General features: G+C 68.0%; 15 protein-coding genes. 4 read left to right on the top strand and 11 right to left on the bottom strand.

Features of this window, described 5'->3' with window-relative positions; translation table 11 throughout:
- The first annotated feature begins 120 nt into the window (after positions 1-120).
- Entirely contained in the window at positions 121-1,377 is a 1,257-nt protein-coding gene (locus tag ACFLIM_RS15110; RefSeq protein WP_393165635.1) for an ATP-binding protein, read from the top strand.
- Between the two features lie 92 nt (positions 1,378-1,469).
- Here the strand turns inward: ACFLIM_RS15110 and ACFLIM_RS15105 are convergent, their stop codons facing one another.
- The 7 genes from ACFLIM_RS15105 to ACFLIM_RS15075 all read right to left on the bottom strand — a co-directional run bounded on the left by ACFLIM_RS15105 (position 1,470) and on the right by ACFLIM_RS15075 (position 8,927).
- A complete protein-coding gene (locus ACFLIM_RS15105; protein ID WP_393165633.1) occupies positions 1,470-2,402 on the bottom strand; it encodes an aldo/keto reductase in 933 nt (310 codons plus the stop codon).
- A 135-nt stretch (positions 2,403-2,537) separates the two neighbouring features.
- The gene (locus tag ACFLIM_RS15100) at positions 2,538-3,527 is read right to left on the bottom strand and encodes an ABC transporter permease (protein ID WP_393165631.1); all 990 of its coding nucleotides are present in this window, start codon (positions 3,525-3,527) and stop codon (positions 2,538-2,540) included.
- Entirely contained in the window at positions 3,524-5,005 is a 1,482-nt protein-coding gene (locus tag ACFLIM_RS15095; RefSeq protein ID WP_393165629.1) for a sugar ABC transporter ATP-binding protein, read from the bottom strand. Before ACFLIM_RS15095 ends, ACFLIM_RS15100 begins: the two co-directional genes overlap by 4 nt.
- Complete coding sequence (locus ACFLIM_RS15090; RefSeq protein WP_393165627.1) at positions 5,005-6,030, bottom strand: sugar ABC transporter substrate-binding protein; 1,026 nt, start codon at positions 6,028-6,030, stop codon at positions 5,005-5,007. The genes ACFLIM_RS15095 and ACFLIM_RS15090 overlap by 1 nt, the downstream gene beginning before the upstream one ends.
- Positions 6,031-6,046: 16 nt before the next feature.
- Positions 6,047-6,781 carry an SDR family NAD(P)-dependent oxidoreductase gene (locus ACFLIM_RS15085; RefSeq protein WP_393165625.1) on the bottom strand — a complete coding sequence of 245 codons (735 nt, stop codon included), beginning with the start codon at positions 6,779-6,781 and terminating at the stop codon, positions 6,047-6,049.
- Positions 6,778-8,085 carry an L-fuconate dehydratase gene (locus ACFLIM_RS15080; RefSeq protein WP_393165623.1) on the bottom strand — a complete coding sequence of 436 codons (1,308 nt, stop codon included), beginning with the start codon at positions 8,083-8,085 and terminating at the stop codon, positions 6,778-6,780. The genes ACFLIM_RS15085 and ACFLIM_RS15080 overlap by 4 nt, the downstream gene beginning before the upstream one ends.
- Positions 8,082-8,927 carry a fumarylacetoacetate hydrolase family protein gene (locus tag ACFLIM_RS15075; RefSeq protein ID WP_393165621.1) on the bottom strand — a complete coding sequence of 282 codons (846 nt, stop codon included), beginning with the start codon at positions 8,925-8,927 and terminating at the stop codon, positions 8,082-8,084. Before ACFLIM_RS15075 ends, ACFLIM_RS15080 begins: the two co-directional genes overlap by 4 nt.
- A gap of 413 nt (positions 8,928-9,340) precedes the next feature.
- Between ACFLIM_RS15075 and ACFLIM_RS15070 the strand changes: the two genes are divergently transcribed.
- Positions 9,341-10,525, top strand: coding sequence for a cytochrome P450 (locus ACFLIM_RS15070; protein WP_393165620.1), 1,185 nt, complete (start codon positions 9,341-9,343; stop codon positions 10,523-10,525).
- 204 nt (positions 10,526-10,729) lie between these two features.
- Here the strand turns inward: ACFLIM_RS15070 and ACFLIM_RS15065 are convergent, their stop codons facing one another.
- From ACFLIM_RS15065 to ACFLIM_RS15055, 3 genes are all read right to left on the bottom strand, one after another.
- Positions 10,730-11,140, bottom strand: a complete 411-nt coding sequence (locus ACFLIM_RS15065) for a DUF2000 family protein (RefSeq protein ID WP_393165618.1) — start codon at positions 11,138-11,140, stop codon at positions 10,730-10,732.
- A gap of 66 nt (positions 11,141-11,206) precedes the next feature.
- Positions 11,207-12,040: an SRPBCC domain-containing protein gene (locus ACFLIM_RS15060; protein ID WP_393165616.1), complete on the bottom strand. Its 834-nt coding sequence runs from the start codon at positions 12,038-12,040 to the stop codon at positions 11,207-11,209.
- Positions 12,033-12,602 (bottom strand): helix-turn-helix domain-containing protein, encoded by a 570-nt coding sequence (locus ACFLIM_RS15055; RefSeq protein ID WP_393165614.1) that lies wholly within the window; start codon positions 12,600-12,602, stop codon positions 12,033-12,035. Before ACFLIM_RS15055 ends, ACFLIM_RS15060 begins: the two co-directional genes overlap by 8 nt.
- Before the next feature lie 51 nt (positions 12,603-12,653).
- Here ACFLIM_RS15055 and ACFLIM_RS15050 point away from each other — a divergent pair, with 51 nt between their 5' ends.
- Positions 12,654-13,496 carry a helix-turn-helix transcriptional regulator gene (locus tag ACFLIM_RS15050; RefSeq protein ID WP_393165613.1) on the top strand — a complete coding sequence of 281 codons (843 nt, stop codon included), beginning with the start codon at positions 12,654-12,656 and terminating at the stop codon, positions 13,494-13,496.
- A 114-nt stretch (positions 13,497-13,610) separates the two neighbouring features.
- On the opposite strand, the gene ACFLIM_RS15045 is transcribed toward ACFLIM_RS15050, so the two are convergent.
- Positions 13,611-14,633, bottom strand: coding sequence for a GDP-mannose 4,6-dehydratase (locus ACFLIM_RS15045; RefSeq protein ID WP_393165611.1), 1,023 nt, complete (start codon positions 14,631-14,633; stop codon positions 13,611-13,613).
- A 293-nt stretch (positions 14,634-14,926) separates the two neighbouring features.
- Here ACFLIM_RS15045 and ACFLIM_RS15040 point away from each other — a divergent pair, with 293 nt between their 5' ends.
- Entirely contained in the window at positions 14,927-16,192 is a 1,266-nt protein-coding gene (locus ACFLIM_RS15040; RefSeq protein ID WP_393165609.1) for a glycosyltransferase family 4 protein, read from the top strand.
- Positions 16,193-16,198: the final 6 nt, after the last annotated feature.

The following is a 16,198-nucleotide window of genomic DNA, read 5'->3' as shown; positions in this document are numbered from 1 at the left end:
TCACCACGGAAGCAGCGACCAAACCACCACGCACCCAGCGACCAAACCACCACGGAGCTGGCGACCAAATGACCACGATCATGGCGACCAATCCACCACGCCATGTGCCATGCTGGGTTCATGGTCAGCACTCCTCTCGGCAGGGTGGTGCCCCGGCACGCCGAAAAAGCCGTGGTAGAAGCCCTGGCGGATACCCGGGTCGTCTTGATCAACGGCGCACGACAGTGCGGCAAGAGCACCTTGGTCAAGCAGATCGCCAAGGGACGAGCGGCGGAGTGGCGCGACATGGACAGAGAGTTCATGCGCCAGGGGGCCATGAGCGATCCGGAGGGCTTCGTCGACTTCTCCGGCATGATGGTCATCGACGAGATCCAACGGGTGCCGGAGCTGCTGCTGGCCATCAAAGCGCAGGTCGACGACGACCCCAGACCCGGTCGTTACCTGCTGACAGGCTCCGCTCGCATTCTCGGGCTGCGCGCATTGCCGGACACCCTCGCCGGGCGGATGGAGACCATTGAGCTCTGGCCCTTCTCTCAAGGAGAGATCGACAGCACGCCCGACGGCTTTGTCGACGCGATCTTCGCGCAAGGCGCCGACCTCCGCCACACGTCTCAACTCTCTCGCGTGGACTATGCGGAGCGGGTGGTTCGAGGAGGCTTTCCAGAGGCGGTCACCCGGACGAACATCCGGCGGCGGCAACACTTCTTCGACTCATACATCGGGGACCTGATCGCCCGCGACGTGAACGAGCTCTCGGAGATCGAACGGGTCCCCGACATGCATGCGCTCACTCGCCTGCTGGCAGCGCGATCCGGTCAGCTGCTGGTGCGTCAGTCCATCGGCAGCGACCTGGGACTTCCGGCGAGCACCGCGTACAGGTACCTCAGCCTCCTCGAGGAGGTGTACCTGATCAAGCGCATACCCGCCTGGTCGCGCAACCTCAGCAACCGTGCCGTCCACACCTCCAAGGTGGCCTTCGTGGATTCCGGAATCGCGGCGAGCCTGCTCGGTGTCGACTCACGTGGGCTCGTCCGGCCCAACGGGTCGTTCGGCCCTTTGCTCGAAGGGTTCGTTCTCATGGAGCTGGCACGCCAGCTGAGCTGGGCGGAAGGTCAGGTCGATCTGTATCACTACCGGACCAAGGACGGTGTCGAGGTGGACGCGATCCTGGAGAATCGGCGTGGCCAGGTGGTGGGTATCGAAGTCAAGGCAACCTCCACCGTACGAGCGGATGATTTCAAGGGTCTGCGACACCTCGCCGATCGACTCGGGGATGACTTGATCGCAGGCATCGTCCTGCACACCGGCACGCAAACACTCCCCTTCGGCGATCGGATGCGGGCCATGCCCGTCAGCGCGCTGTGGGAAGTCGGCTGACGAGCACTCGTGGCACGCGCAAAATCGCGGCGACGGCATACCTGTCCGGCAGGCCCCTCGCGCACCCGCGTCACAGGCGTCGCAAACCGCTCCTACCCTGACTTGGGCAGCAAACCCTCCGACTCCAGTTCCGCCCACAGTGCCTCCGGGACCGGGCGGGACCACAGTGTGGCGTTCGTCGTGACCTCCTCCGGTGCGCGGGCGCCCAGGACGATCGAGGCGATCGCCGGGTGTCGCAGGGGGAAGGCCATGGCCGCCTGGGGCAACGAGACCCCATGGCGCTCGCAGATCTTGGCGATCCTGGTGGCCTTGTCCACGAGCGGTGCTGGGGCCGGGGCGTAGTCGTACGTGCCCGACGGCGTGGGCGTGGCGAGGATGCCGCTGTTGAAGACTCCCGCCGCCAGCACCCTGGCGCCGCGTTCCGCGCACGCCTGCAGGAGCGGCAGGCCCGACTGGTCGAGCAGGGTGTAGCGGCCCGCGAGCATGACGACGTCGATGTCGGTCTCCTGGATGAAGCGCAGCGGGACCTGCCACTGGTTCATCCCGACGCCGATCGCCCGCACCACGCCCTCGTCCCGCAGCTCCGCCAGCGCCGGGTACGCCTCCTCGATCGCCTGGTCCACGTGGTCGTCCGGGTCGTGGATGAGGGCGATGTCGATGGCCGGCAGGCCCAGGCGTTCCAGGGACTCCTCCAGGGACCTGCGTACGCCGTCGCGCGAGAAGTCCCACTTCCGCTCGAGCTCGCCGGGCACGTCGAAGCCCTGGGCGTCGCGAACGTCCCGGGAGGACGCGGGCACCAGCAGGCGGCCGACCTTCGTGGACAGGACGTAGCCCGAGCGTCCGGCCAGCGCCGCGCCGAGGCGCCGCTCCGACAGGCCGAGCCCGTAGTGGGGCGCGGTGTCGAACAGGCGCACCCCGCTCTCCCAGGCCGCGTCCACGGTGGCGCGGGCCTGCTCGTCCGTGACCCCCTGATAGAGGTTGCCGATGGGGGCACCACCGAAGCCATGACGCGGCAACTCGATCACGCCACACCTCCGCGAGCGCTCCACGGCAACTCCACCACGCCACACCTCCGGCGAACGGTCCAAGGCATCTCCGCCACGCCACCTTCCAGGCCGACCCGAGGTTTCCCGGTCACGCCACACCTCCGTGACGTTTCATTAATCTTGTGCCTTTCCGCCCGCGATCCGGCTGATCATCAGCGCGATGAGGATGATGCCGCCGTAGATGACCGGCTGCCAGAAGCCTGAGACCCCGATGAGCGTCAGGATGTTCTGCACCAGGCCGATCACCAGCACGCCCGTCAGTGCGCCGAGGATCGTGCCCTTGCCGCCGTCCATGCTGACGCCGCCGATGACCGCCGCGGCGAACACCATGAAGATCCAGCCGACCCCCTGGTTGTTGCCGATCGCGCCGAGGCGGCCGGTCTCCAGGATGCCGGCCAGCGCCGCCAGCGTCCCGCCCAGGATGAACACGCCGTACAGGACCCGGTCCACCCGGATGCCCGCGGCGCGGGCGGCGTCGGAGTTGCCGCCGATCGCGTAGAGCGAACGGCCGAGCCGCAGGTAGCCCAGCCCGAAGATGCCCGCCGCGAACAGCAGCCCGGCGATCCAGATGGCCGCGGGCAGGCCGAGCCAGATGGCGCTGCCCAGGTAGAGGATCGAGTCGGGGAGCTGGAACAACGTCTTGCCCTCAGTCGGCCCCTGCAGGAAGCCGTGCACGATGATCAGCATGGCCAGCGTGACGATGAACGCCGACAGCTGGAACCTGATGATCAGAAAACCGTTGAAGGCCCCGATGGCCGCGCCCACCAGCAGGGCGAACGGGATCACCAGCGTCCCGGGCAACCCGAGGCCGAACCCGCCCGCCGACACCGGGATGACCAGCATCACCGCGATGGCCGGGGCGGTGCCGACCGTGGACTCCAGCGAGAGGTCGAACTTGCCGGCGATCAGGATCATCGCCTCCGCCAGCACGAGGAGCGAGATCGCCGCCTGCTGCTGCAGGACGTTCGTCAGGTTGCCCGGCGTCAGGAACGTCGGGTCCAGGAACGCGCCCACGACGAGCAGGAGCAGGATCACCGGCACGAGCGTCAGGTCGCGGAACCTGGCCAGCCGCACCCGGGGCGCCGGCGCAGTCAAAGTGGTCAATCTTCTATGCCTTCCATCACGGCCACGAGCTCGTGGTCGGTCCAGCCACGCGGCACGTCCTTGACGACCCTGCCGTGGAACATCACCAGCACCCTGTCGCAAATGCGCAGGTCGTCGAGCTCGTCGGAGACCACCACGGCCCCCGCTCCCCGGCCGACCGCGTCCTCGACGGCGCCGAGCAGGGCCTGCTTGGCCTTGACATCGACGCCGGCGGTCGGGTTGATCACGACCAGCACCGTCGGATCGTCCACGAGCGCCCGCGCGAACACCACCTTCTGCGCGTTCCCCCCGGACAGGTCACTGACGGGCTGATCAGGCCCTTCTGTCTTGATATCCAGACTTTTAATCATCTGTACGGCCTTGGCCCGGCGCCGAGCCGGCCACACCATGCCGTACCGCCCCAGCTTGCGGACGATCGGGAACGTGGCGTTCTCCCCCACGGACAGGAGGGGGACGAACCCCTCGTGGTGCCGATCTTCGGGCACGAACCCGAGGCCGGCCTTCATGGCGGCGGGCACGTCGCCCGGCCTGACCTGCGTGCCGTTGACCGTGACGGTGCCGGAATCCGCCTTGCGCAGCCCGACCAGGGTCTCGGCCACGCCGACCTTGCCGCTGCTCGCGGATCCGGCCAGGCCGACGACCTCGCCCGATTTAACGGAAATATCAACATCCTGGTAGCGGCCGTCCAGCGACAGGCCCTCACCCGACAACACCACCGTGTCGCCGGGCGTGCGGGAGCGGGACTCGTACGCCGTCGTGGCCTCCCCCGTCATCGCGGCGACCAGCTCGTCGTGCGGGAGGTCGGCCACCGGCCTGGTCACGATGTGCCGGGCGTCGCGGAAGACCGTGACGCTCTGGCAGATCTCGTAGACCTCGTCCAGGTGGTGGGAGATGTACATCATCGTGACGCCCTGCTCGCGCAGCGACCGCATGCGCGCGAACAGCCGCTCGATGGCCGGCCCGTCGAGCCTGGCGGTCGGCTCGTCGAGAATGATGAACCTGGCCCCGAACGACAGCGCGCGGGCGATCTCCACGAGCTGGCGCTGCTCGACGGTCAGGTCCCCGGCCAGCGCCTGCGCGTCGACGTCCACCTCGTACGTGTCCAGCAGCTCGCGAGCCCTGCCCCGCAGCCCCGGCCAGTTGATCGTGTGACCCCTGGCCGACTGGCGGTTGAGGAACAGGTTCTCCGCGACCGTCAGCGCCGGGATGATCGTCGACTTCTGGTACACGCAGGCGACGCGCTGCCGCCAGGCGTCACGGTCCGCGAGGGCGGGCGCCGCCTCTCCCGAGAACAGCACCTCGCCCTCGTCAGGCCGCTGGAGCCCGGTGAGGATCGACACCAGGGTGGACTTCCCCGCGCCGTTCCTGCCGACGAGCGCATGGGTCTCGCCCTCGGCGATCGCGATCTCCGCGCCGTTGAGCGCGGTGGTCGGGCCGAAGCGCTTGACGACATTTCGGGCTTCAACGTGATTTTTCATTACTTGACCTGGTTACCCCAGAGGGCCTTGTCGTCCACGTTGTCCTTCGTCACCAGTGGCGCGGGAAGCTGGTCCTCCAGGCCGTTGGGGAGCTGGATGATGGTGCTGTCGTGGTCGGTCGGGCCCGGCTTGAACGTCTTGCCCTCCGCCGCCGCCTTGGCGTAGAAGAGCGCGTACTTCGCATACAGGTCGGCCGGTTGGGACACCGTGGCGTCGATGTCGCCCTTGCGGATCGCCTCGAACTCCTGCGGGATCCCGTCGTTCGACACCACGAAGATGTGCTTGGGGTCGGTCGGCGGGACGAGCAGCCCCTTCTGCTTCAGCACCTGCAACGTCGGGGCCAGGTGCACACCGCCGGCGTGCATATAGATGCCCTTGATGTCGGGGTTCTGCTCCAGGCGGGTCTGCAGCATGGACGCGGCCTTGCTGCCCTCCCACTCGGTCGGCTCGCTGAACACCGTGATCCCGGGGAACTTCGTCTTCATGCACTCCGCGAACGCCTCGGACCTGTCGCGGCCGTTGATCGAGCTGAGCGCGCCCTGGAGCTGCACGACCTTGCCCTTGCCGCCGAGCTTCTCGCCGAGGAACTCGCAGGCCTTGGTCCCGTACGCCCGGTTGTCGGCGCGTACGACCATGAAGACCTTGCCCTTGTCCGGGCGGGTGTCGACGGTCACGACGGGGATCTTCTTGTTCTCGAGCTGCTGCAGCGTGTTGGCGATGGCGCCGGTGTCCTGCGGGGCCATGACGATCACCTTGGCGCCCTGGCCGGTCAGCGCCTGCACGTTGTTGACCAGCTTGGCCACGTCGTTCTGCGAGTTCGTGGCGGGCATGAGGTCCACCTTGAGCTCGCTCGCCATCTGCGGGACGTATTTGATGTAGGAGTTCCAGAAGTCGGAGTCGGCCCGGGGGTGGTCGATGCCGACCTTTCCGCCGCCGCTTGCTCCTCCTTCCGTCGAGGTGCCTGAGCCACACGCCGTGACGACCGCCAAGAGGGCCGCTGCCGCGGCCGCCGGTCCGAGTTTCATTGGGGGGTTACCTTCCTTAGTTGGTTGGCCGGAGGCGAAGCCCCTGCATGCCGCCGTCGACCGCGAGCGCGGTCCCGGTGGTCGCACCGGCCTCGGGGCTGGCGAGGTAGGCGATCGCCGCGGCGACCTCCTCCGCGCTGACCAGGCGGCCCATCGGCTGCCTGGCGTTGAGTGCCGCCCGCTCCGCCTCGGGGTCACCGGCCGAGTCGAGCAGCCTGGCGACCCACGGGGTGTCCGCGGTGCCCGGGTTGACGCAGTTGACCCGGATGCCCTCGCGTACGTGATCTGCGGCCATCGCGAGCGTCAGCGACAACACCGCGCCCTTGGTCGCGCTGTAGAGCGCCCGCTGCGGCAGCCCGGCGGTGGCCGCGATCGAGCAGGTGTTGACGATCGCGGCGTGCTCGGACCTCCTGAGGTACGGCAGCGCCGCCCGCGCCACCCGCACCATGCCGAGCACATTGACGTCGAACACCTTCTGCCACTCGCTGTCCGGGTTGTCCTCGATAGTGCCCTGAGCCCCGATGCCCGCGTTGTTGACGAGCACGTCGATGCCGCCCAGCCGCTCGGCGGCCTCGGCCACCGCGGCCCGCACCCCGGCGTCGTCGGTGACGTCGGCCTTGATGCCGATGAACGGCTCGCCCGGCGGGTTGAGGTCGAGGCAGGCGACCTTCATGCCACGTTCGGCGAGCAGGGTGGCCGCGGCCAGGCCGATGCCGGAGCCGCCGCCGGTCACGATCGCTTTGAGGCTCATGCGTCCCTCCAGACCTCGCCGCCGGGGAACGTGTGGGCGGCGATCGACTCCGCGTGCATCTCCGAGCTGAAGCCGGGCGCGGACGGGGCGACGTACCGGCCGTTCCTGATGACGACCGGGTCGACGAAATGCTCGTGGAGGTGGTCCACGTACTCGATCACGCGGTTGTCCATGGAGCCGGTGACCGCCACGTAGTCGAACATCGACAGGTGCTGCACCAGCTCGCACAGCCCGACGCCGCCCGCGTGCGGGCACACCGGGACGCCGAACTTGGCCGCGAGCAGCAGAATCGCGAGGTTCTCGTTGACCCCGCCGACCCTGGCCGAGTCGATCTGCAGGTAGGAGATGGCGCCGGCCTGCAGGAGCTGCTTGAAGATGATGCGGTTCTGTACGTGTTCGCCGGTGGCCACCGGGATCGGGTCGATGCCCCTGGCGATGGCGGCGTGGCCGAGCACGTCGTCGGGGCTCGTCGGCTCCTCGACCCAGTGCGGGTCGAACTCCCTCAGCGCATTGATCCACTCGATGGCGGAGCCGACGTCCCAGCGCTGGTTGGCGTCGATCGCGATCGGGTAGTCGGGCCCGCACACCTCGCGGGCCACCCTGAAACGGCGCCTGTCGTCGTCGAGATCGGCGCCGACCTTGAGCTTGATCTGCCCGAACCCCTGGTCGAGGGCCTCCTTGCAGAGCCTGCGCAGCTTGTCGTCGTCGTATCCGAGCCACCCGGGCGAGGTGGTGTAGGCGGGATAGCCGCTCTCGAGGAGCCGACTAATCCGCTCTTCTTTGGTTGCTTCCGCATTTTTCAGGATCTGCAGGGCTTCCTGCGGTGTCAGCGCGTCGCTCAGGTAGCGGAAGTCGATGAGATCGACGATCTCCTCGGGCGACAGCTCGGCCAGCAACCGCCACAACGGCTTGCCCGCCCGCTTGGCCTTGAGATCCCACAGGGCGTTGACCACGGCGGAGATCGCCATGTGCATGACGCCCTTCTCCGGCCCCAGCCACCGCAACTGCGAGTCGTTGACCATGTCCTGGTAGAGCGCGCCCAGGTCTTCGACGTCCTTGCCGACCACGTACGGCTCGAGCGCGCTGATGGCCGTGGTCTGGATGTCGTTCCCACGCCCGATCGTGAACGCGAACCCGTGCCCCTCGAACCCATCATCGGTCTTGAGCACGACGTAGGCGGCGGAGTAGTCGGGATCGGGGTTCATCGCATCGGAGCCGTCGAGCTCCCGCGAGGTCGGAAACCGCACATCGTGCGTCTCCATCCCGACAATCCGGTACGCCACCGCTGCGCCTTGGTCCGTCATGCCTGCCCCACCGTCTGGCGCTGCCTTCCGAGCCCTTCGATCTCCAGCTCCATCACGTCGCCCGCACGCAGGTACGGCTGCCCCGGCATGCCCATCGCCACTCCGGCGGGCGTACCGGTGTTGATCACGTCACCGGGCTCGAGGACCATGAACTGGCTCAGGTACCGCACGATCTCCGCGACATCGAAGATCATGTTCTTGGTGTCGCCGTCCTGCCGCCGCTCACCGTTCACCCAGAGGCGCAGGGGCAGGTTCTGCGGGTCGCCCACCTCATCCGCCGTCACCAGCCAGGGGCCGAGCGGGTTGAACGTCTCACAGGACTTGCCCTTGTCCCACTGCCCACCGCGTTCGAGCTGGAACTCGCGCTCGGAGACGTCGTTGGAGATCGCATACCCGGCGATGACGCCGAGCGCCTCCTCCCGGCTGCCCAGATACCGGGCCTCCTGACCGATGACGATGGCCAACTCCACCTCCCAGTCGGTCTTCACGCTCTCTCGTGGCACGAGGACCTCGTCGTACGGGCCGATCACGGTGTTGGGCGCCTTCATGAACACGACCGGCTCGGCCGGCACCGGCGCGCCGGACTCGGCGGCGTGGTCGCTGTAGTTCAGGCCGATGCAGACGATCTTTCCTGGACGCGCGAGCGGGGCGCCGATCCGCAACCCCTCGGCGTCGACGACGGGCAGGGCACCGCGCTCGAGCGCGTCGCGGACGCGCGCCACTCCCCCGGAAGCGAGGAAAGCCCCATCGATCTCGGGCTCTCCGATGTCGCGCAGGTCACCGGCCGCATCCAGCACCACCGGTCGCTCCTGGCCGACAGGTCCTACTCGCAGTAGCTTCACACTGCATCCTTCACATATACATCGGATGTCTCGATTCACGATGCTCGTGCGACGGGGTGGAGCGTGTCAAGGGTGCCGAGGTGGATACATCCGATCCGTGACCTCGAAGGATACCCGCGCGAGTAGCCCCCCGCCTGTGAACCGAATTAACCGCCCCGACGCCCCCGTTCACATTGCTGAATTCTCGCCAGCCAAAACATCGGAGGTGCAACCCGGGCGACAAAGCCGCAGCACACGGCACGGAATACCCACTCGCGACCGAGCCTCCCTGCCCAGCTGGCTAGTGAAGATGCCGTCGGGGGCCGCCCTCGCGCGAGCCCGCCGCGACCAGGTCTCCTTGACGACCGTACAGTGACGTAATAGAACACGTTTCAGAACGCTTAACCAAGCGCTTGATCAAGAGGGTGAACCCGGTGCAGATCAACCTCGTCGACAGGGACCTTTACGCGACCGCTGGACCGCCACACGACCAGTTAGCCTGGCTCCGCGCGAACTCCCCCGTCCATTGGCACGAGGGCGAGCCCGGCTTCTGGGCCGTCACCCGGCACGAGGACGTCGTCCACGTGTCCCGGCACTCCGACCTCTTCTCCTCCTCGAGAAAGCTTGCCCTGTTCGACGAGATGCCCGAGGAGCAGATCGCGCTCCAGCGGCTCATGATGCTCAACCAGGACCCGCCGGAGCACACCCGGCGGCGCTCGCTGGTCAACCGGGGCTTCACCCCGCGCACGATCGGAGCCCTCGAACAACACATCCGCGACATCTGCGACGACCTCCTCGACAAGTGCACCGGCGAGATCGACTTCGTCACCGAAGTCGCCGCGCCTCTCCCGCTGTACGTGATCTGCGAGTTGCTCGGCGCGCCCGTGGCCGACCGCGACAAGGTGTTCTCCTGGTCGAACCGCATGATCGGCGCCCAGGACCCCGACTACGCCTCGTCCCCCGAAGAGGGTTCGGGCGCCGCCATGGAGGTCTACGCCTACGCCAACCAGCTCGCGGCGCAGCGCAGGTCCAATCCGAAGAACGACATCGTCACCAAGCTCATACAGCCCGACGAGCACGGCGAGACGCTCGACGAGGACGAGTTCGACCTTTTCGTCCTCCTTCTGGTGGTGGCCGGCAACGAAACCACCCGCAACGCGGCCTCCGGCGGCATGCTCGCCCTCTTCGAGCACCCGGACCAGTGGGACCGCCTGGTCGCCGACCCCACCCTGGCCAAGACCGCCGCCGACGAGATCGTCCGCTGGGTCTCCCCCGTGAACCTCTTCCGCCGCACCTCCACCACCGACCAGGTGCTCGGCGGCCAGCCAATCCGGGCCGACGACAAGGTCGTGGTCTTCTACTCCTCCGCCAACCGCGACACCACGGTCTTCCCCGACGGCGGGGCCTTCGACATCGGCCGAGACCCCAACCCCCACATCGGCTTCGGCGGGGGCGGCGCCCACTTCTGCCTGGGCAACCACCTCGCCAAGCTCGAGCTCCGCATCCTGTTCGAACAACTGGCCCGCCGCCACCCCCGCCTCCACCAGACGGGCCCGGCCCGGCGCCTGCGCTCGAACTTCATCAACGGCATCAAGGAACTACCCGTCACGATCGGCTGACGGCCCCAAACCAGGCCACCGCCACCCCGGGCGTGGCATGTGGTGCGCTCAGGGCCGGGTTGCCGGCCGCGTTCGATCAAGGCGTTGGCCACAGGGTGGCGGAGGTCGGGGGACTGCTCGCGTGACTCGCCGAGCGCGCTCGATCAAGCGTGGTGAACCGGGCTGGCGACGCACCGTAGCCCCGGAGCCTCACGGGGCCGGAGCTCAGGGATGTAGCGCCAGGCCCTTCAGCACCTTGTCCACGCCGTTCTTCGGCCCATGGACCGCCACCCCCACCAGCGCCAGCTCATCGGCCTCCACCGCCCGCACAGCCGCCCGGTTGTCCGCATCGTGCCCCGTCTTGAACATCTCCTCGATGTAGACGGCCACATCCATCCCCCGGCCCGACGCCTTCTCTCGAACGGCGCGCAAGTCCTCCATAGCCCCCACGTAAACCAGCACAGGCTGCCGGAACATCGGCAGGTACGAGTTGCCGGACCCGTCCTCGTACGGCTCGCCGATGGTCTCAGGCACCCCGCCCGCCACCGCGCTGGCCAGGAAGGCGGTGACGTTGAGCTGCTGCCATGCGGCCAGATCCGCGCGAACCACGATGCCGATCTTGGTGTCGAAACGCATGGCCATCAGTCTCCACGCCCCGCCCCCATCACGTCTTGAACGCTGGTGCGAACCCGGCCCCAGGGGCTAGGGCAGCAGGACCGGCTGCCAGTCCCGTACCTCGTGGTAGCGCCGCAGCTCCGCGACCCCCGACAGGATCCCGCCCCAAGCCGCGTACGGAGGCCGCTCGACGTCGAACCCGCTCTGCACCAACGTCAGCCGCGTCTTTCCCCCGGCCCCCTCCAGCTCCCACGTCCCGACCCCGGCGTCGCCCCAGTTCACGGAGAACTTGCGGCCGGGCTCGAGTTCCAGCACCTTGGCCGGGCTCGGGTCGTTCTCGAAGCCGCCCATCGCGAAGCGCCCGCCCACGTACGGCTCGATCTCGATCGGGAACCCGAACCACCGGGTCACCGTCTCGGAGTCGATCAGCGAGTCGAACACCTCGGACGTCGAGGCGTCGATCGTGACCTGCGCCCGCAGCTCCGCGGAGGTGAAGTCGACCCTCGGCGACAACTCCCGCCCCTCGAAGTGCTCGGCCAGGCTGGCCAGCGCCTGGCACCAGTACGTCTGCAGCACCCCTCGGATGCTCTTGCCCGTGATCACGTCCTGGAAGTCGAAGTGCGACTGCGACACCGACACGATGGTCGTGTCCCCGTCCTCCTCCAGCCCGAACTCGGTGGTCGTCTCCTCGCCGTCGAGCAGCCACGCGAACCGCACCGTACGCTCGTCGGCATGCAGCAGCCGCTGGTGCGGCGCGTCCCCCTCAGGCGTGGTACGCCCCCAGAACCCGAACCGGCCGGGCAACTCCACCTCGGCGTGCTCGGCGAGCCAGATCCGCAACGTGGCCGGATCGGTCAGCGCGTGACGCACCTCCTTGAGAGGCGCCTGGACGCGGGCTCGAATGATCATGGGCTCAGTCATGCTCTTCTCCTTTGTGGATACCGCTGGGGTAGCAGGCGACGGCGAGCTTGAAAGCGTCGCCCTCCGCTCCCCCATACCGGGTGAACAGCTCCCGCAGCATCGTCTGCAACTCGTCCAGGAACTCCTGACGGTTCTCCGGCCGCACGTGGATCTCCCCCGACAGGCCGATGGACGGCAGCTCGGGCGCGGTCCGATCGAGCGCCGCGATGTCGGCCTGGACCTCCTCCATGAGGTCGAGCAGGTAGCCCAGGCTCAACTCGTCGCGGGCCTTACCCAGCCCGATCCGCCCCACCAGGCGCGGCGACAGCCAGTACGAGCGGGCTCCGGCCTGATAGATGCCCTCGTGGATCCCGCGCACCTTGCGCTCGGACACCAGATCGACCAGACCCGCCTCCACCAGCCGTTTGACGTGGTAGTAGACCCGCTGAGGCGTCTGCCCGAGCCGCTCGGCGACCTCCGAACACGTACGCGGCTCGGCCAACTGCCGCAACACCTCCACGCGTTGCGGCTTGAGCAGCGCCTCGGCCTGCTCGATCTCTTCCAGGTACAGGACATCTCTCATCGCAAAAACCATCCTTTACGTAAAAATTCTCTTTGTCAATAAGATGGGAACATGCAACATGACTGGTCCCGATACTGGCGGTCGCCCGACCGGCCGATCGAGGCCATGCACGCCCACTTCGAGCAGCACGTGTACCACCGGCACAGCCACGAGACCTACTCCTTCGGCATGACGGAGACGGGAGCGCAGTCGTTCACCTGCCGGGGCGGGGCGCACACGAGCGCGGCGGGCATGGTCATGGCCTTCAACCCGGAGGATCCCCACGACGGCCACGCCACGAACCCACTCGGATTCACCTACAGAATGGTCCACATCGGCCCCGACCTCGTGTCGAACGCCCTGGCCGACGCCACGGGCCACCCCACGGGCCTGCCGCTCTTCACCGCCCCGGTGCTCGACGACCCCGCCCTGGCAGGCGCGCTACGCGCCCTGCACGCGGCCCTGCTGGGCGACGCGACAGCCCTCCGCCGCGACGAACTGCTCACGGCCACGATCGCGGGCATCGTACGGCGAGCGGCGACGACCCCCATCGGCCGACCCGGCGAACCGAGCAGATCGACGAGGGTGGCCAGGCAGACCAGGCAACTCCTCCACGACCGCCTGACAGACGACCTCACCATGGACGACCTGGCAAGATCCACGGGCACCAGCCGGTACGCGGTCTACCGCGCCTTCCGGACGGAGTACGGCCTGCCGCCGAGCGACTACCAGCGCCAGCTGAGGCTCAGAACGGCCCGCACCCTGATCGCCGACGGCACGCCGATCGGCGAGGCTGCGGTATCGACGGGCTTCGCGGACCAGAGCCACCTGACCCGCTGGTTCACCCGCTACTTCGGCCTCACCCCCGGCGCCTACCGCCAGGCCGTCACACCAGGTCAACCACGGAGCCGGTGAACGTGCGCGCCGTTACGGCGGCGCGCCACTGACCGGTCAGCGGGCGTTTCCTGGAGAGACGGAAGCGGCGACGGCGGGTGGCAAGCCACGGCACCGCGTAACAGATGGGAGGTTTTAGGGCCAGGAGCTGTCCTGATCGGGATCGCCGCCGTCCGACAGAAGCCGCAGATCGGACTCGACCATCATCGCCACCAGCTCGTCGAACGACACCCGAGGCTCCCACCCCAGCTGCGCCCGAGCTTTCTTGGGATCCGCGCACAGCAGATCCACCTCGGCCGGCCGGTGCAGCGCCTGGTCCGTCACCACGTACCGCTCCCAGTCCAGCCCCGCCGCCGCGAACGCCGCCTCCACCAGCTCCCTGACCGACTTCATCCGCCCGGTCCCGATCACATAGTCCTCGGGGTTGTCGGCCCGCACCATCAGGTGCATCGCCTTAACATAGTCCCCCGCGAACCCCCAGTCCCGCCGCGCCTCCAGATTGCCCAGCCGCAGCTCCGTGTCCAGCCCCAGCTTGATCCGCGCCACCCCCAGCGTCACCTTCCTGGTGACGAACTCGGCCCCCCGCCGCGGCGACTCGTGGTTGAACAGGATCCCGGACACGGCGAACATCCCGTACGACTCCCGGTAGTTCTGCGTGAGAAAGTGCCCGTACGCCTTCGCCACCCCGTACGGCGAGCGCGGGTGGAAGGCGGTGCCCTCGGTCTGCGGCGTCTCGCTGACCTGCCCGAACATTTCGGACGATGAAGCCTGATAAAAGCGGATCCGCCCGGCAGGACCCCCGCCCCGCGACACCCCGGAGCACACGCGAATGGCCTCGAGCATCCGCAGCACCCCCATCCCGGTCACCTCAGCCGTGAGCTCCGCCTGCTCCCACGACATGGGCACGAACGAGATGGCGCCCAGGTTGTACACCTCGTCGGGCTGAACCCGTTCCACCGCCGAGATCAGCGACCCTTGGTCAAGCAGGTCCCCCCGCACCACCTGAACGTCCGTGAGCAGCTTGCGCATCCGGGACACGCGCGGGTTCGCCTGCCCCCGGGCCAGCCCCCAGACCTCATACCCCTGCTCCAGCAGGTGCTCCGCTAGATAAGAACCGTCCTGGCCGGTGATGCCGGTGATCAGAGCGCGCCTGGCCAAGGGGTCCTCCAACTATGAGCCGCTACCTGCGGTGGCCCGCTGGACGCGACCCACCCTGCCGCATCCCTTTGGGACGCGAATGTACAGCCAAGCGCCTTGATGGGGCATCAAGCCGCATAGAACACGTTCCACCGAACCACGCTCGGTCATAGCAACGTCGCAGTTCGCACGGCCTATGACGGCTGATGTGAACAATTCCAGGCGACCTACCGAATGGTAGCCTTCTCGGACTAAGGTCATCTTTCACGGTACACGCCCGTCTCAGGGCCCTACCGGCGGAGAAAGGGGTGTCCGTGCAGGAGCCAACGCTGCGGGTTTCCGGGCGGGAGCGAAAGCTGCGGATCGCACTGCTGTCCTACCGCAGCAAGCCCACCTGCGGCGGCCAGGGTGTCTATCTCCGCCACGTGAGCCGCGAGCTGGTCGCGCTCGGGCACCACGTCGAGGTGTTCTCCGGCCAGCCCTACCCCGAGCTGGACGAGGGCGTCATCCTGCACAAGGTGCCCAGCCTCGACCTCTACCGCGACGAGGACCCGTTCAGAACGCCCAAGCTGCACGAATACCGCGACTGGATCGACTGGCTCGAAGTCGGCACGATGTGGACGGCGGGTTTCCCCGAGCCGCTGACGTTCACGCTGCGCGCCTACCGCGAGCTGAAGAAGCGGGTCGGCGACTTCGACGTCGTCCAGGACAACCAGACCCTCGGGTACGGCCTGCTGGGCATCCAGAAGTTGTTCCCCGTGGTCGGCACCATCCACCACCCGATCAGCGTGGACCGGCGCATCGAGCTGGAGGCCGCCACCGGCGGGAAGAGGCTGAGCATGCGCCGCTGGTACGGCTTCGTGAAGATGCAGTCCCGCGTCGCTCCCCGGCTGAGCCCGATCCTGACCGTCAGCGAGTCGTCGCTGGCCGACATCCACCGCGACTTCAACGTCCCCCAGGCGAACATGCGCCTGATCCCCCTCGGCGTCGACACCCGCTACTTCCACCCGCGCCCGGACAAGCCCAGGCGCAAGGGCTCGATCGTCGCGGTGGCCAGCGCGGACTCCCCGATGAAGGGCGTCGCGACACTGCTCAGGGCCGTGGCGAAGCTGGCCACCGAACGCGACGTGCACCTCACCGTCGTCAGCAGGCCCACCCCCGGCGGCCCCACCGAGCAGCTCGTCCAGGAGCTGTCCCTGCAGGACCGCGTCCGCTTCGTGCACGGCATCTCCGACGACGAGCTGGGCGAGCTGATCGCCACTTCGGAGATCTCGGTCGTGCCCTCGCTCTACGAAGGCTTCTCGCTGCCCGCCGTCGAGCACATGGCCTGCGGCACGCCCCTGGTGGCCAGCCGTACGGGCGCCCTGCCCGAGGTCGTGGGCGACGCGGCCGTCCAGGTCCCGCCCGGCGACCCCGAGGAGCTGGCCGCGGCGCTGCGCCGCCTGCACGACTCGCCCGAGGAGCGCGAACGGGTGGGCCAGGCCGGATACGACCGCGTCATGGAGCGCTACACCTGGCACGTCGTGGCCAAGCGAACCGTAGAGGCATACCGCGAGGCCATCGCGGCCCGTAAGAGCTGAGGAGAG

Source organism: Nonomuraea marmarensis, assembly GCF_043197025.1.
GTDB lineage: Bacteria > Actinomycetota > Actinomycetes > Streptosporangiales > Streptosporangiaceae > Nonomuraea > Nonomuraea marmarensis.
The sequence above is the reverse complement of the archived record's forward strand: the minus strand, read 5'-3'. Positions and strand labels throughout refer to the sequence as shown.

Excerpts from the sequence above, each read along its gene's own strand:
- ACFLIM_RS15050 (WP_393165613.1), top strand. The coding sequence starts at position 12,654 with ATGCAACATGACTGGTCCCGATACTGGCGGTCGCCCGACCGGCCGATC.
- ACFLIM_RS15060 (WP_393165616.1), bottom strand. The coding sequence starts at position 12,040 with ATGACTGAGCCCATGATCATTCGAGCCCGCGTCCAGGCGCCTCTCAAG.
- ACFLIM_RS15065 (WP_393165618.1), bottom strand. The coding sequence starts at position 11,140 with ATGCGTTTCGACACCAAGATCGGCATCGTGGTTCGCGCGGATCTGGCC.
- ACFLIM_RS15085 (WP_393165625.1), bottom strand. The coding sequence starts at position 6,781 with ATGAGCCTCAAAGCGATCGTGACCGGCGGCGGCTCCGGCATCGGCCTG.
- ACFLIM_RS15110 (WP_393165635.1), top strand. The coding sequence starts at position 121 with ATGGTCAGCACTCCTCTCGGCAGGGTGGTGCCCCGGCACGCCGAAAAA.
- ACFLIM_RS15055 (WP_393165614.1), bottom strand. The coding sequence starts at position 12,602 with ATGAGAGATGTCCTGTACCTGGAAGAGATCGAGCAGGCCGAGGCGCTG.
- ACFLIM_RS15095 (WP_393165629.1), bottom strand. The coding sequence starts at position 5,005 with ATGAAAAATCACGTTGAAGCCCGAAATGTCGTCAAGCGCTTCGGCCCG.
- ACFLIM_RS15080 (WP_393165623.1), bottom strand. The coding sequence starts at position 8,085 with ATGACGGACCAAGGCGCAGCGGTGGCGTACCGGATTGTCGGGATGGAG.
- ACFLIM_RS15090 (WP_393165627.1), bottom strand. The coding sequence starts at position 6,030 with ATGAAACTCGGACCGGCGGCCGCGGCAGCGGCCCTCTTGGCGGTCGTC.